The following is a 14,829-nucleotide window of genomic DNA, read 5'->3' as shown; positions in this document are numbered from 1 at the left end:
TGTTAAAAGCCGTAACGGCGCGCAAATTCCTGGGCAAGCTGCGACACGTCTTCGCAGGCATTGGCCCAGGGGGCAAAGTCGGGAGTGTCCGAGATAATGCCGTCCGCTTCCCAAACCGCCTGGTGCGAGAGGTCCCAGGGGTCGCGCGGCTCGGGTCGGCAGGGAAGGTACGGCGTCTGATACATGGGGTTCAGCAAAAAGAACGCGCCGCCCTCGCAGCGGTTGGCAAACTCACGCAGCGCGCGTGTCGCCGGGCGCATCTTGTTCGTTTTGAACAGCAAGATCGTGCGGGCGAGCAGGTACCAGGGGGAGTTCTCGAGTGCATCGGCTCCCATCTGCTCCTCGAGCTGGTGGGCCAGGGCAAAAAAGCCGTCCTCGTCTTCCAAGCGAGCGAGGGCGAGTAGCACGGTGCCTGCAGCTCGGGTGGGATAGCCTGCTGCCTTAAGAACACGGCGGGCGTAGTTGGCGGCAGCACGGTAGCGGGCGCTCGCCATGCACAGCTGCGAGATGGCCTCGAGCGTGTGGAGCCACCCGATAAGAGCCGGCTCGCTCACGGTAAGGTCTGCTGCGGTGACACCGTCGGCCAAAACATTATTGGCCCAGTAGTGCGGGGCCTCCATGTCGAACCCGGGCACGCTTTGCTGCAGGTAATCGGCCGTGGTCGCCTCGAGCTTCATCAGGTCGCCCAGGCAGGCGTCAACGGGCGTGTCCGCCAAAATGATGGCGAGCAGCTGGGCATCGAGGACATACGCATCGATGCGGACGATCTTGAGCAGCTCATCGCGCATATCGTCGAACAGGCGGTTGCGCGTCTGTTCAAACTCCTCGTCGCTGCCCATGTCCTCGATGCGATGGAGCTCGTCGAGCAGATGGCGATGAACACCGGCATAGGACAGCAGCGCCTGGGCATGCTCGGACTGCGCGTACTTTTGGGGATTCGCACTAATGTCGTTATGGACAAGCTCGCGTGCTGCATCGGTGAGCTCGGGGTGCGACGCCAGATAGGTGCGCTCCAAGTAGGCGGGGATGTAGACGCTCGGATCCATTAGAGGTCCCCTCCCTTAAATGGAAGCCCCTGCTCGGCTGCGCGCAGGATGCGCTCGTCGATCTGGGAACGCACGATGTCGTTGGTGGCGACCCAGGCGGCAAAGCTGGCGTTGTCGGGAGCGCCCAGGCCCTCCTGCAGTACCGGCGTCGCCTCGGACAGTGCAAGGACGAGCTCGTCGGTGGAGCCTGCGCCCACGTTGACGCGGGCATAGACGCCATCGGGAAACTCGGTTTGGAAGTAGAGCGCCTCGGCCGCGTGCGGACACGAGCGCGCAAGGATACGCAGGTAGTGCTCGGCGCCCTCGTAGTCCAGCTCGCGCCAGGCTGCGCTCATCAGTGCGATGAGCGTCCACGGGTCCAAGTCGCGCTCCGCATCTTTGGGGCGGCGGCGCAGCGGGGTATTCGCGAGGTACGGCACGGAGTGAGCGGAGCGAAAGCGCTTGAGCTCCTCGGCGGGGTATTCGAGCTTTGCCATGGCGAGCATCGCGGTGTGGCGGACACCAGCGGGGTCGTTGGGCACAAAGTCCAAGCTGCGATTCGCGGCTTCGAGCGACATGCGGTAGCGTCCGCTAATGAGCGCGCGCGATGCCAAGGCGGCAAGCCAGCGCAGATAGGGGCGGCGTGTAAGGTCGCCTGTGGCCTCACGCTCGTAGGGGTCCTGCGCCGAGGCGATCTTGAGCGCCAGGTCATGCTCGACTTCATCGCACTTGGACACCAGGTACTGTACGTATTCCTCGTTGGATTCGGCGGTGAGCGCCGTCAGCATGCGCTGGGCGTCCCAGTTGGCCGGATCGAGTGCGGCCGCCTCGCGGAGCATGTTCTCGGCAGCTGCCTCTTCCTGCTCTGCCTGGGTATCGTCAGGGATAAAGGGAATGCGGTAGTCGACAGCCTCGACCACCTTGGCAATGAGGTGCCCGGCGCGGTCGCGGTCGTGCACGATGAGTGGTGCGGGGTTGCGGGTGAATTGTTCCATCAGGCGCTCTACGGCGGCAGCGTCGGTGAGCGGGATATTGTCGCGGCGCAAGGCCTCAAGAACGAGGCGATGGCAATCCTCTTGAATGGGATCGAATGCCATGGGGCCTCCTTTGCTGCGGTTAGGGTTCAAATGTCTCTATATAAGGTTCTAGTTTACCCGCATGTGGCACACCGGGGGTGCCGCACTTGGACGTGCACCTTTGCACCACGAAGACGGATGTCACACAAATGTCGGCACCTTGGACGACTGAGTGGTATCACGGTGCCGCAAACGGTCGATTTTTGGCGGCAAACGGTGCATATTTTGGAGGGGCACAGTCCTGCCCAGGATATGTAGTCAACCTTGATAAAACGTTTGCCCAGCTTGGGAGTATGAATGCCGCACAAGGGTCTTCAGGGATAGAAAAAACGTTTCATCATTGGCGGCTTTAGGTGAATAACTGACCAACCAGAACGGTAAAATAGTGTTTGTCTGAGCGTTGAGACGTTTAGACATCGCGCATTGTCATCGCCGGCAACGCGCAAACCGGTCCTAACGGAGCCAATTGGGTGCTCCGTTATATACGCAAGTCTAAGAGGGGCTTGTTTAGGAGGCACAGTATGGGACGTTTTACCAATCCTCGCGATCTGTACTTTGGTGAGGGCGCTCGCCACGAGGTGAAGAACCTCAAGGGCAAGAAGGCCATCATCGTTTCTGGCGGCAGCTCTATGCGCCGCGGCGGGTTCCTGCAGGACGTCGAGAACGACCTTAAGGAAGGCGGCTTCGAGGTCAAGCTGTTCGAGGGCGTCGAGTCCGACCCGTCCATCGAGACGGTCATGAAGGGCGCCGAGGCCATGCGCGAGTTCGAGCCCGACTGGATTATCGCCATCGGTGGCGGCTCGCCCATCGATGCCGCTAAGGCCATGTGGGTCTTCTACGAGTATCCCGAGGAGTCCTTCGATAACATCATCCAGCCGTTCAGCTTCCCTGAGCTGCGCCAGAAGGCTCATTTCTGCGCCATCTCCTCTACCTCCGGCACCGCTACCGAGGTCACCGCGTTCTCCGTCATTACCGACTACGCCAAGGGCATCAAGTACCCGCTGGCCGACTTCAACATCACCCCTGATGTCGCCATCGTCGACCCCGAGCTCACCTACACCATGCCCGCCAAGCTGTGCGCTCACACCGGCATGGATGCTCTGACCCACTGCATGGAGGCCTACGTTTCCACCTGCGCCTCTATGTTCACCGACGCCAACGCTCTGCACGGCATCCGCGAGATCGTCGAGTGGCTGCCCAAGTCCTATGCTGGCGACCATGAGGCCCGTCAGCACATGCACGAGGCTCAGTGCATCGCCGGTATCGCCTTCTCCTCGGGCCTGCTCGGCATCGTTCACTCCATGGCTCACAAGACCGGTGCTGCCTTCGAGAACGGCCACATCATCCACGGTGCCGCTAACGCCATGTACCTGGGCAAGGTCATCCAGTGGAACTCCAAGGATCCCCGTGCTGCCGAGCGTTACGCTTACGTGGCCAAGGAGATCCTGCACCTTCCCGGCGAGACCAACGAGGAGCTCATCGCTGCGCTCGTCCAGAAGATCCGCGACCTCAACGACCAGCTCAACATTCCGCAGTCCATCAAGGATTACGCGAATGGTGGCGTGAAGGTCGACGCCGAGAACCCGCAGATGGTTTCCGAGGAGGAGTTCCTCGCCAAGCTGCCCGAGATCGCCGCGAACGCCGAGCAGGACGCCTGCACGCCCGAGAACCCGCGTGAGACCAAGGCTGCCGACTTCGAGAAGATCCTCAAGGCCTGCTACTACGACACCGACATCGATTTCTAATCGACTCTTGTTATCGTAACGAGGGGCTCCGCACGTATCCGTACGGAGCCCCTTTCTTTTTTAGAGAATGGGATAGTTATGGCTGCAATTTTCAATAGCCCCAGCAAGTACATCCAGGGTCCGGACGAGCTCGCCAAGCTCGGCTCCTATGTCGAGCCGCTCGGCGCTAAGGCCCTCGTCATCGTGACGCCTTCGGGCAAGAAGCGCGTCGGTGCCAAGATCGAGGGCGGCTTTGCCGAGGCTAAGGCCGAGCTGCTGTTTGAGGACTTTAACGGCGAGTGCTCCAAGGGCGAGGTCGATCGCCTGGTTGCGCTCGCTCGCGACAACGGTTGCGACATCATCGTCGGCGTCGGTGGCGGCAAGATCCTCGACACCGCGAAGGCCGTCGCCTATTACCTGGAGTCCCCGGTTATCATTTGCCCCACCATTGCTTCGACCGATGCCCCGTGTTCGGCGCTTTCGGTGCTCTATACCGATGACGGCCAGTTCGACAAATACCTCTTCCTTAAGGCAAACCCCAATATCGTCCTTATGGATACGACGGTTATCGCGGCGAGCCCGGTGCGCCTGACGGTTTCCGGTATGGGCGATGCGCTCGCAACCTACTTCGAGGCCCAGGCGACGCACGATGCCGACGGCGGCACCTGCGCTGGCGGCAAGGGCGGCATGGCTGGTCTGGCGCTCGCCAAGCTCTGCTACGAGACTCTTATGGCCGATGGCGTCAAGGCCAAGGTTGCGCTGGAGAAGGGTGCGCTCACGCCTGCCGTCGAGCACATCATCGAGGCCAATACGCTGCTTTCGGGCATTGGCTTTGAGAGCTCGGGCCTTGCTGCTGCTCATGCCATCCACAATGGCCTGACGATGCTGCCCGAGTGCCACAGCATGTATCACGGCGAGAAGGTCGCCTTTGGCACTATCGTCCAGCTGGTACTTGAGGATGCCCCGACCGAGAAGCTCGAGGAAGTCTTGGGCTTCTGCATTGAGCTGGGCCTGCCGGTCACGATGAAGGAACTTGGCGTTGCCGAGCTTACGCGCGAGCAGGCCATGATTGTTGCCGAGGCCGCTTGCGCGCCCGAGGACACCATGTGCAACATGCCCTTTGAGGTGACGCCCGAGATGGTCGCAAACGCCATCCTGGGTGCAGACGCACTGGGCCACTACTATCTCATGGATGAGTAAATCAAGCTAAGGAAGGGGCAAAGCCAGCAGATGGCTTTGCCCCTTTTTGCTATGGTGCAAAGGGGCCAGGTTACTTTGCACCAATCGTTGTTTGATGAAGGGTGGATTCTCGTATGGCGCTTCCTATGGTTTACGGCGGTCCCGGCCGGTATGTTCAGGGGCCGGGGGAGCTTTCGCGCCAGGGCAGGTATTTGTCATGGTTGGGCTGCGCTGCCTATGTCTTGTTTGACCAGGGCACCGAGGATCGGCTGTGCAAGCAGATCGTCGATGGATTTCTGGACGAAGACCTAAGTGAGCCGTTCTTTAAGATTTATGACGGTCCGTGCACGGAAGACGCCGTTGTCGAAATGGCTAAGGAAGCCCAGGCCGAGTATTGCGACATGGTGGTGGGTATTGGCGGCGGCAAGATGCTCGATATCGCCAAGGCCGTTGCGTTTTATGCCGAGTTGCCGTTGTGCGTATGCCCCACGGCGGCGTCGATGGACGGTCCGTGCAGCGTGATTTCCGATGGCGACCTGCAGGGTGTTGCAAATGCGGTCTTTAGAAACGAGCGCAACATGGCCAACGAGCAGGCCAAGGTGACCAAACAAAAGCTCGTGCAGCTCATGTGCGAGGCATAGCTTGGCGCTTGATTGACCTTGTGCAATCGAGGCGGCGATAGGCATAGGCTATTTGCCGCAAAGATGCGCCGCGTGTAATTTGCCCGAGGCGTGAGCCGATGGCGTATCATTATCTCTTGCTTGTTTGCACTGCTCAGGGAGGGGCCGCGCATGGCGCAGGAACACGATCTGTTTGATGACATTATCGAGATCAGCAAGGGTTTCGACTTTCTTAAAAATCCGCTTGGCGGCGTGACCGATGCACTCGATCCGTCGGCGCCGCAGTGGAATCCTGCCGACTACAAGGAACGCCCGCGCGGCAATACCATTCCGTGCCTGACCTGCAAAAACGAAAAGAGCGGCTGCACCGCGTGCATGGACGTGTGCCCGGTCAACGCTATCGAGGTCGAGGAAGACGCCATCGAGATCCTCGACTCCTGCCGCAAGTGCGGTCTGTGCGCCGCTGCCTGCCCGACCGAGGCGATCATCTCGCCGCGCCTGGCGCCTAAAAACCTGTATGACGATATCGTCTCTGCTGCTACGAGCCACGAGACCGCCTACGTTACCTGTACGCGTGCCCTTAAGCGCATGCCGCGCGAGAACGAGGTCGTCGTCGCCTGCGTGGGCGATATTACGGCAGAGACTTGGTTTTCGGTACTGGCCGACTATCCCAACGTGAGTGTGTATCTGCCGTTGGGCGTGTGCGATAAATGCCGCAACACCGGCGGTGAGGACATTCTGGGCGAGGCGATTGCGAAGGCCGAGGAGTGGTCCGGCACGGGTATGGGCCTGGAGGTCGACCCCAAGAGCCTCAAGTGCCATAAGCTTCGCGAGTACGAGCGCAAGGAGTACATGGAAAAGATTGCCCGTACCACGGGCCTGACGGTGACCAAGCTCAATCCGGCGACGGCGGCACTGGCCTCGGTGACGCAAAAGCTCAAAGCCCATCGCCATCAGATTACCCAGCTGGAGCGCACGCTCAACACCATGTGCGGCACCACGACGACCAAGCGTCGCCGTTCGCTCACGCACGGGCGGCAGCTGGTGCTCTCGACACTGCAGAACCATCCCGAGCTTGCCCAGAACATGCAGGTGAGCACGCCGGAGTGCGATTTTGACAAGTGCACGTCGTGCGGCGAGTGCGTCAACGTGTGCCCCACGTTTGCCTGTGATCTGGTGGGAAGCGGTCGCTTTGCGCTGGAGTCCACGTATTGCTTGGGCTGCGGTGCCTGCGTCAAGGTGTGCCCCGAGCATGCGCTCAAGTTGGTTGAGCATGACGCGTCCAATCTGGTCGTCGTCGATCCCGAAGCCGAGGAAAAGGCTGCCCAGAAGGCCAAGGCTCACGAAGAAGCTGAGAAGGTCAAGGCCGAGGCAAAGGCCAAGCTGGACAAGATGCTCGACCAGGTGGAGAAGCTCGCGGACTAGCTAAAAGAGCGTACATGATGGCCGGTGGGACAGGTGCTGCCCCGCCGGCCAAAAAAGTTGCGGTGGAATGGTTCCTGTTTTGCCCTTAAGCTGGCCATTCTAGGAACTATTCCACCGCAACTAATAGATGGTTAGCTCATACTGCTCTGATGGGTCTCGCTGCCGTTATTGCGGCGGGTGACCGTTTCGTGGAGTAAAAAGAAGCTGGGAACCTGCTTTGTCTCGGTGTATTCCATAAGGATACCGTCGGCGTTGTAGGTCTGCCCGCGTACAACGGCGAGTGCGTTAAAGTCATCGAGATCGAGCACGCGTGCATCCTCGGGCGTGGGATGCTCAATCGTTACATCGCGTTTGCCCGTGGCAATCTTAATGCCAAGGTCTTCTTCGAGGTAACGATAGATCGAGTCGTTGACAATCTCGGGTGTCAGCTCCGGTACCTGTGAGCTTAGGTAATAGGAGTCGTCGGAGCACACGGCCCGTCCGTCTGCATAACGGATGCGTTTGGCACGCGTGAGCTCACAGCCTTCAGGAAACCCCGTAATCTTGGAGAGCGCCTTGTTGCAGACGAGGAGCTCAAAGACATGGTAACCGTTTTGAGCTCAAAGCCTCGGCTGGCTGCGATTTCCTTAAAGGTCTCGAGTCCGCCGCCACCACGATTCGTCTCGTCACTGATGTTGCGAATGACGCGCATGCCTTTGCCTTGCTGGGGGAGCACGTAGCCATCTGCCGCAAGCATCGAGATGGCGCGACGGACCGTCATGCGTGAACAGTCAAACAGCTGCGTGAGCTCAGTCTCCGAAGGCAGATAACTCTGATAGGCGTATGTGCCGTCGTCAATCGACTGCTTCACGTTGTCATAAATAGTTTGGAAGATGGCTCGCGCCACGACGGTCTCCTAGAGCTGAGAGCGCGAGCGGTGGATGAGGACCGCTCGCGCAGGTGTCGATCGATTTACTTGCTGGGGTCGATTATATATTTACCCATGGCACGCAGAGCTGGGTCTGACAGGATGGCGCCGAGTTCGTCGAGGGAGGCTACCTTTGCGACCATCGAGGATACGTCGAGCCTGCCAGAGTCGATGAGCTCGAGCGCACGACGCTGCGTATAAGGGTTAATGTAGGACGAAGTAAGCACAAGCTCCTTCTGGAAGACCTCGAAGGGCTTGACGGTGATTGTCTCATCGGGCTTGGTGAGGCCGAACATCATGACCGTAGCCTTGTGGCCGGCGATCTGGATGGCCTGCTCGATGGTGACGGGCTTGCCAACACACTCGATAACGACATCGACGTTGCCGACGCCCTCCTGCTTCAGGCGGGCCGGGACGTCTTCGTGGATGGAATCAATTGCCAGGTCGGCGCCGAGTTTGAGCGCAACCTCGCGCTTGCCTTCGACGGGCTCGAGCAAGACAACCTTGGTGGCGCCGGCGTTTTTAGCAAGCTGCATCATGAGCAGACCGATCATGCCACCGCCGATAACGACAACTGTGCTGCCGGGCTTGATGTTGCACATATCGATGCCGTGCAGGCAGCAGGCGACGGGCTCGGTCATGGCGCCCTGCTCGAAGCTGGTGTGATCGCCCAACTTGTAGACTTGCTGCATATCGACGGAGCAGTACTCGGCAAAGCCGCCGTTAACGGTGGTGCCGTAACCGGTCATATGCTCGCAGTAGTGGTTGATTCCGTCGCGGCAGGGTTCGCAGCAGCCGCAGGGATGGTTTGGGTCGATGCACACGCGATCGCCCGGTTTAAAGCCGGTGACATCGCTGCCCACGGCCTCGACAACGCCCGCAAACTCATGACCAAGGATCGTGGGCGGGGTAACGTCGGCTGCACCCTTGTCGCCTTCATAGATATGAACGTCGGTACCGCAGACGCCGCAAGCTTTGACGTTGATCAGAACGTCACGCTTGCCCACGGTCGGTTTTGTCGAATCCTCGACCCTGAGATCGTGCTTTCCATAGAAGACCGCGCTTTTCATGGTGACTCCTTAACGTGGCGGTGGATGTTGTAATGAAGTATAGGTATGTCTATAGATATAGACAAGCACATCTAGACAAGTAGAAAAGAAATTTATAATGCAGCCATCAGCTATGTCAGATTTAACAGGCGAAATACTGGACATATACCGTTTACGGCCAATAATCAACCGTTTACCGACCGTAGTATTTATGCTAACTTGTCTAGATAAGTGATATGATAAAAATAGAAGCGCAAGAAGTCAGGGAAGCGGGCCCACCCGTCCTATTGCACGAGGTACACGCAAACGGCGCGTCTGCGGTCTCGAGTGAAGCCAAAACCGCAGTCGCTCCGAATGAAGAGAGGGGGATTCCCCGTCATGATGCAAAAGATACAACGTTTCGGCGGTGCAATGTACACGCCTGCAATTCTTTTCGCATTTTCCGGAATCGTCGTCGGCCTGGGTACGTTGTTTACCACCGAGGCGATCTTTGGCGAGATGGCCACTGCGGGCCATCTTTGGTTTGATTGCTGGAATGTGCTGCTCCAGGGTGGTTGGACGCTCTTTAACCAGATGCCGTTGCTGTTTTGCGTAGCGTTGCCAATCTCGCTCGCGAACAAGCAGAACGCTCGCTGCTGCATGGAGGCTTTGGCCATCTACCTTACCTTCAACTACTTTGTAAGCACAATCTTGGGGCAGTGGGGCCCTGTCTTTGGTGTCGACTATTCTGTCGAGGCGGGCAGCGGTACTGGTCTTGCCACTATCGCAAGCATCAAAACGCTTGACATGGGCATCATGGGCGCGCTCATTATCTCTGGTATCGCCACGATGCTGCATAACAAGTTCTTCGACACCGAGCTCCCCGAGTGGTTGGGCGTGTTCTCGGGTTCCGTGTTCATCTATATGATCGGTTTCTTCGTTATGGTTCCGGTCGCTCTTATCGCCTGCCTGGTGTGGCCGCATGTTCAGGCTGCTATCTCCGCCTTCCAGGGATTCATCCTTTCCGCCGGTACGTTTGGCGTGGGTGTCTTTGCTTTCTTCGAGCGCGTGCTGATCCCTACAGGCCTGCACCACTTTATCTATACGCCGTTCTATTACGACAACGCGGCGGTCAACGGCGGCATCTTTGCTGCTTGGGCCAACATCCTGCCCCAACTGGCTGCCGATCCGAGCATTGCTCTTAAGGATGCCGCACCCTGGGCTGCCTATACCTGCCCTGGTTGGACTAAGGTCTTCGGCTCGCTTGGCGTCGCCATTGCGTTTTATATGACCGCCAAACCCGAGCGCAAGCAGCGCGTCAAGGCTCTGCTGATCCCGGTCACCCTTACCGCTATGCTTTGCGGTATCACCGAGCCGCTTGACTTCACCTTCCTGTTCATCGCGCCCGGCCTGTTCGTCGTCCACTGCGTGCTCGGAGCGCTTGGCTGCATGGCTCAAAACCTCCTTGGCGTCGTGGGTATCTTCGACGGCGGCATCATCTCGATGCTCTCGTGGGACTGGCTGCCCCTTTGGGCCGCACACGGTCTGCAGTACGCCATCTCCATCCTTGTCGGTCTGTGCTTTACCGCTCTTTGGGTTGTGGTCTTCCGTTTCCTGATCGTCAAGTTCGACTTTAAGACCCCCGGTCGCGAGGATGACGATGTTGAGGTCGAGCTCAAGTCCAAGGCCGACTACAAGCAAAAGCAGGGCGGTGCTGCTGCTGGCAAATCGGCCGCCCAGAGTAAAGATGATGAGCGCTTGGTGCTTGCCGAGAACATCCTCGATCTGCTCGGTGGCACGGATAACATCATCGATGTAACGAACTGCGCTACCCGTCTGCGCGTTAACGTCAAGGACAAGAGCGTCGTTGCACCCGAGGCTTCCTTCAAGGCGATCGGTACGCATGGCTTGGTGGTCCAAGGTCAGTCAATCCAGGTCATCGTCGGCCTTAGCGTCCCGCAGGTTCGCGAGAAGTTCGAGAGTCTTCTGAAGTTCGAGACTCTTCTGTAAACCATCGTCCATCGAAACAATCGGCCTTGCAGAGCCGGTATGCACCGCAAGGCCGATTCTAGAGATAAAAAACTCCACTTCTAGGTAACAATTCCAAACCGTGCAGGCCGCGTACGGGGATGGATTGAGCAAGCGGCCAGAATGAGGAGGACATCATGTCCAAGAAAAACTATGCCGTGACCATTGCCGGCGGTGGCTCCACCTTTACTCCGGGCATCGCCCTGATGCTGCTTGAGGAGCGCGATCGCTTCCCGGTCAACAAGGTGACCTTCTATGACAACAACGCCGAGCGCCAGGAGATCGTTGCCAAGGCCTGCGAGATCTACTTCCACGAGAACGCTCCCGAGGTTGAGTTCAACTACACCACCGACCCCGAGACCGCTTTTACCGGTACTGACTTCGTCCTCGCTCACATCCGCGTTGGCCTGTACGCTATGCGCGAGCTCGACGAGAAGATTCCTCTCAAGTACGGCTGCGTTGGCCAAGAGACCTGCGGTGCCGGCGGTATCGCCTACGGCATGCGCTCCATCGGCGGCGTCATCGAGATCCTCGACTACATGGAGAAGTACAGCCCCAACGCCTGGATGCTCAACTACTCCAACCCCGCAGCTATTGTTGCCGAGGCCTGCCGCGTGCTGCGCCCCAACAGCCGCATCATCAACATCTGCGACATGCCGATTGACCTTATGGATAAGATGAGCCGTATGTGCGGCATCAAGGATCGTCGCGAGCTGCAGTATAGCTACTACGGCCTCAACCACTTTGGTTGGTGGAGCAAAATCTACGACAAGGAGGGCAACGACCTCATGCCGCAGATTAAGGAGCACATGGCTAAGAACGGCTACCTGGACGGCATCGAGCACGAGGCCGGTAAGGAGCAGCATGTCGAGGAGAGCTGGATTCACACCTTCGGCAAGGCCAAGGATGTCTATGCTGTCGATCCCGAGACGATTCCCAATACCTACCTCAAGTATTACCTGTACCCGGACTATGTCGTCGAGACGTCTGACCCCAACTACACTCGCGCCAATGAGGTTATGGATGGCCGCGAGAAGAAGGTCTTTGGCGCTTGCCGCGACATCATCGCCAAGGGTACTGCCAAGGACGGCGGCTTTGAGCCGGATGTACATGCCAACTACATCGTCGACCTTGCCTGCGCACTGGCCGAGAACACGCTCGAGCGCTTCCTGCTGATCGTCCCCAACGATGGCGCTGTGCCCAACTTCGACCCGACGGCCATGGTCGAGGTGCCTTGCATCGTCGGTTCCAACGGCTTTGAGAAGATCTGCCAGGGCCCGATTCCGCAGTTCCAGAAGGGCCTGATGGAGCAGCAGGTTTCCGTCGAGAAGCTCGTTGTCCAGGCTTGGGTCGAGGGCAGCTACCAGAAGCTCTGGCAGGCACTTACGCTCTCCAAGACCATTCCTTCGGCGAGCGTTGCTAAGCAGATCCTGGACGAGCTCATCGAGGCCAACAAGGATTTCTGGCCCGAGCTTAAGTAAGGACTACTGTCTCGAACTCTTACGCATCTCTGCTTCATTTGCGCCGCCGCGGTGTCCGGATTCGCCCGGATGCTGCGGCGGCGCTATACTTATGAAGTTTGAAGTACCTGTACCAAAAGGAGCTGTCGTGTCCCTTTCCATCGGTATCGTGGGCCTGCCCAACGTGGGCAAGTCGACGCTGTTCACCGCGCTTACCAAAAAGACCGGCCTTGCCGCCAACTACCCGTTTGCCACGATCGACCCCAACGTGGGTATCGTCGATGTGCCCGATAGCCGCCTGCAAAAGCTTGCCGACATCGTCAACCCCGGTCGCATTGTGCCGGCTACGGTCGAGTTCGTCGATATCGCTGGCCTGGTGAAGGGTGCCAACGAGGGCGAGGGCCTGGGCAATCAGTTCTTGGCAAACATCCGCGAGACCGATGCCATCTGCGAGGTCGTGCGTTACTTTAAGGACCCCAACGTCATGCGTGAGGTGGGCCGCACGGGCGAGTTCGTCGACCCCGCCGGCGATGCCGACACCATCATGACCGAGCTCATCCTGGCCGATATGGGAACGCTCGAGAAACAGCTGCCCAAGCTCGAGAAGGAGGCCAAGCGCGACAAGGAGCTCATGCCCAAGTTCGAGGTCGCTAAGCGCCTGCTTGCCTGGCTCAACGAGGGCAAGCGCGCCGCATCCATGGAGATGACCGACGAGGAGCGTGCTGCCGCCAAGGGCCTGTTCCTGCTCACTATGAAGCCCATCCTGTATGTGGCCAACGTGGACGAGGATATGCTCAACGACGATCTGGCGCCCATCGATGGTGTTAAGCCGCTGCCCATCTGCGCCAAGATCGAGGCCGAGCTTTCCGAGCTCGATCCCGAGGACGCTGCCGACTACCTGGAGAGCCTGGGCCTGGAGCAGCCCGGTCTGGACGTGCTCGCGCAGGCCGCCTACAAGCTGCTTGGCCTGCAGTCGTTCTTTACGGCCGGCGAGATGGAGGTCAAGGCCTGGACGGTTCGTCAGGGCGCGACCGCCCCGCAGGCCGCCGGCGTCATCCACACCGATTTTGAACGCGGCTTTATTAAGGCCGAGGTTATTGGCTACGACGACTACATCGAGCTCGGCGGCGAGCAGGGCGCCAAGGCCGCCGGCAAGCTGCGTATTGAGGGCAAGGACTATGTCATGGCCGATGGCGACGTCGTGCACTTCCGCTTTAACGTGTAAGGACGACGCATATGTTTAAATATGGCAAAAAAGCCGGCTACATGGGTATTGCGCTGCTCGTGCTTGCGGTGATTCCGCTGGTGGTCGCAGCGTTTGTGATCCCCAACATTGGTCCCGAGGTGGCAACGAAGTTTAACGCAGCCGGCGAGGTGACGCGCTGGGGCAAGAGCTACGAGTTGCTGGCACTGCCGGTGCTCAACCTGCTGCTGAGCGTGGCGACGTACTTTACGGCGGGACGCCAGGCAAAGAACAACGAGGACTCCGCTGTGATGGCACGTCTTGCGTGCGAGCGCTACCTGCGCAACGGCTGCATCACGGGCGTGTTCCTCAACGTAATCAACGTCTACTTTATGTATTCGGCGATTACTGGAACGGGCTTTGGCTTTGGTTTCTAGCTTGTCCTTTTAGGCAACGAGCCTGCACGCATATTCAATGGCTGCTGCGAGGCCGCCGCTCGATCGTGGTTTAAAGACCATGTCGGCGGCGGCCTCGTTTTCGTATCCGGCGCCGCGAAGGGCAAGTGCGATACCGGCTTCTAAAAGGAGCGGCAGGCCGCGTTGGCTGGTTGCGATTACGGCAGCCTGATTGAGCGGGCAGCTGTGCGTTTGGCATTGAACAGCAAGTTCACCTTGCGCCGGGCAAGGGACCAGAACGGCGGCGACGCGACTTGATAGCAATGCAAATGCTGTACGCTCATCGGGCGAAAGGCATTCAGCTTCAACGACGACGAGCTTGGGCGGCGCGCTGTTTGTGCGAAGCGTGGCTCGGTACATGTGGACCGAAGAACCCGACATAGAAAACTCCTGTGTATTCGGCAAAACGTAAACTATAGTTTACGTTTATGTTCGGCTCCATTTCAAACTCGGCTGCATGGACGAACGTGCGAAACAGATTCTTGGCAGGCGGGTCGAAGAGACGCGCAGGGACCTTGGTATCTCCAAGGTTGATTTTTGTGTGGCGACAGGAATCAGCCGACCCTACCTCGACCGAATCGAAGATGGGACGGCAAATTTCACGCTCAAGGTTCTATTTAAGATTGCGCCCGCACTCGGCATGACGGTGTCAGAGCTTCTCGAGGGTATCGAATAGGGCGTTCCCCCGCTGTATTTGACGCTCTTTGGGCGGGTCCCCC

Annotated in this window: 15 protein-coding genes; 9 read left to right on the top strand and 6 right to left on the bottom strand. The window is 58.7% G+C overall.

Annotation, left to right across the window (positions count from 1 at the left end):
* Positions 1-2 precede the first annotated feature (2 nt).
* Together JMJ97_RS05765 and JMJ97_RS05760 are read right to left on the bottom strand one after the other, a co-directional pair.
* Entirely contained in the window at positions 3-1,046 is a 1,044-nt protein-coding gene (locus JMJ97_RS05765) for a hypothetical protein (protein ID WP_260699480.1), read from the bottom strand.
* Entirely contained in the window at positions 1,046-2,122 is a 1,077-nt protein-coding gene (locus JMJ97_RS05760) for a hypothetical protein (protein WP_260699479.1), read from the bottom strand. Before JMJ97_RS05760 ends, JMJ97_RS05765 begins: the two co-directional genes overlap by 1 nt.
* 500 nt (positions 2,123-2,622) lie before the next feature.
* Between JMJ97_RS05760 and JMJ97_RS05755 the strand changes: the two genes are divergently transcribed.
* The 4 genes from JMJ97_RS05755 (at position 2,623) to JMJ97_RS05740 (ending at position 7,049) form a co-directional block, all read left to right on the top strand.
* Positions 2,623-3,846 (top strand): iron-containing alcohol dehydrogenase, encoded by a 1,224-nt coding sequence (locus JMJ97_RS05755; protein ID WP_006234677.1) that lies wholly within the window; start codon positions 2,623-2,625, stop codon positions 3,844-3,846.
* A 78-nt stretch (positions 3,847-3,924) separates the two neighbouring features.
* Positions 3,925-5,025 (top strand): glycerol dehydrogenase, encoded by a 1,101-nt coding sequence (locus JMJ97_RS05750; RefSeq protein WP_195361396.1) that lies wholly within the window; start codon positions 3,925-3,927, stop codon positions 5,023-5,025.
* A gap of 113 nt (positions 5,026-5,138) precedes the next feature.
* The gene (locus tag JMJ97_RS05745; protein WP_260699478.1) at positions 5,139-5,645 is read left to right on the top strand and encodes an iron-containing alcohol dehydrogenase; all 507 of its coding nucleotides are present in this window, start codon (positions 5,139-5,141) and stop codon (positions 5,643-5,645) included.
* Positions 5,646-5,795: 150 nt separating this feature from the next.
* Positions 5,796-7,049, top strand: a complete 1,254-nt coding sequence (locus tag JMJ97_RS05740) for a 4Fe-4S binding protein (RefSeq protein WP_260699477.1) — start codon at positions 5,796-5,798, stop codon at positions 7,047-7,049.
* A 131-nt stretch (positions 7,050-7,180) separates the two neighbouring features.
* On the opposite strand, the gene JMJ97_RS05735 is transcribed toward JMJ97_RS05740, so the two are convergent.
* The 3 genes from JMJ97_RS05735 to JMJ97_RS05725 all read right to left on the bottom strand — a co-directional run bounded on the left by JMJ97_RS05735 (position 7,181) and on the right by JMJ97_RS05725 (position 9,026).
* Positions 7,181-7,591 (bottom strand): UTRA domain-containing protein, encoded by a 411-nt coding sequence (locus JMJ97_RS05735; protein ID WP_260699506.1) that lies wholly within the window; start codon positions 7,589-7,591, stop codon positions 7,181-7,183.
* Positions 7,495-7,935 (bottom strand): GntR family transcriptional regulator, encoded by a 441-nt coding sequence (locus tag JMJ97_RS05730; protein WP_260699475.1) that lies wholly within the window; start codon positions 7,933-7,935, stop codon positions 7,495-7,497. Before JMJ97_RS05730 ends, JMJ97_RS05735 begins: the two co-directional genes overlap by 97 nt.
* Positions 7,936-8,000: 65 nt before the next feature.
* The gene (locus JMJ97_RS05725) at positions 8,001-9,026 is read right to left on the bottom strand and encodes a zinc-dependent alcohol dehydrogenase family protein (protein WP_152068624.1); all 1,026 of its coding nucleotides are present in this window, start codon (positions 9,024-9,026) and stop codon (positions 8,001-8,003) included.
* A gap of 333 nt (positions 9,027-9,359) precedes the next feature.
* Here JMJ97_RS05725 and JMJ97_RS05720 point away from each other — a divergent pair, with 333 nt between their 5' ends.
* From JMJ97_RS05720 to JMJ97_RS05705, 4 genes are all read left to right on the top strand, one after another.
* Positions 9,360-10,994, top strand: coding sequence for an alpha-glucoside-specific PTS transporter subunit IIBC (locus tag JMJ97_RS05720; protein ID WP_338404618.1), 1,635 nt, complete (start codon positions 9,360-9,362; stop codon positions 10,992-10,994).
* 155 nt (positions 10,995-11,149) lie between these two features.
* Positions 11,150-12,493, top strand: coding sequence for a 6-phospho-alpha-glucosidase (locus tag JMJ97_RS05715; RefSeq protein WP_055287031.1), 1,344 nt, complete (start codon positions 11,150-11,152; stop codon positions 12,491-12,493).
* 127 nt (positions 12,494-12,620) lie between these two features.
* A complete protein-coding gene (gene ychF, locus JMJ97_RS05710) occupies positions 12,621-13,697 on the top strand; it encodes a redox-regulated ATPase YchF (protein WP_035136922.1) in 1,077 nt (358 codons plus the stop codon).
* 11 nt (positions 13,698-13,708) lie between these two features.
* Entirely contained in the window at positions 13,709-14,092 is a 384-nt protein-coding gene (locus tag JMJ97_RS05705; protein WP_161116122.1) for a DUF1648 domain-containing protein, read from the top strand.
* Between the two features lie 9 nt (positions 14,093-14,101).
* On the opposite strand, the gene JMJ97_RS05700 is transcribed toward JMJ97_RS05705, so the two are convergent.
* The gene (locus JMJ97_RS05700; RefSeq protein WP_260699473.1) at positions 14,102-14,491 is read right to left on the bottom strand and encodes a hypothetical protein; all 390 of its coding nucleotides are present in this window, start codon (positions 14,489-14,491) and stop codon (positions 14,102-14,104) included.
* Positions 14,492-14,567: 76 nt separating this feature from the next.
* Here JMJ97_RS05700 and JMJ97_RS09675 point away from each other — a divergent pair, with 76 nt between their 5' ends.
* Positions 14,568-14,786 (top strand): helix-turn-helix domain-containing protein, encoded by a 219-nt coding sequence (locus tag JMJ97_RS09675; RefSeq protein ID WP_035136926.1) that lies wholly within the window; start codon positions 14,568-14,570, stop codon positions 14,784-14,786.
* Positions 14,787-14,829 lie beyond the last annotated feature (43 nt).

Source organism: Collinsella aerofaciens, from assembly GCF_025289055.1.
In the GTDB taxonomy this organism is placed as follows: domain Bacteria; phylum Actinomycetota; class Coriobacteriia; order Coriobacteriales; family Coriobacteriaceae; genus Collinsella.
This window is presented reverse-complemented; position numbering and strand designations above follow the sequence as displayed.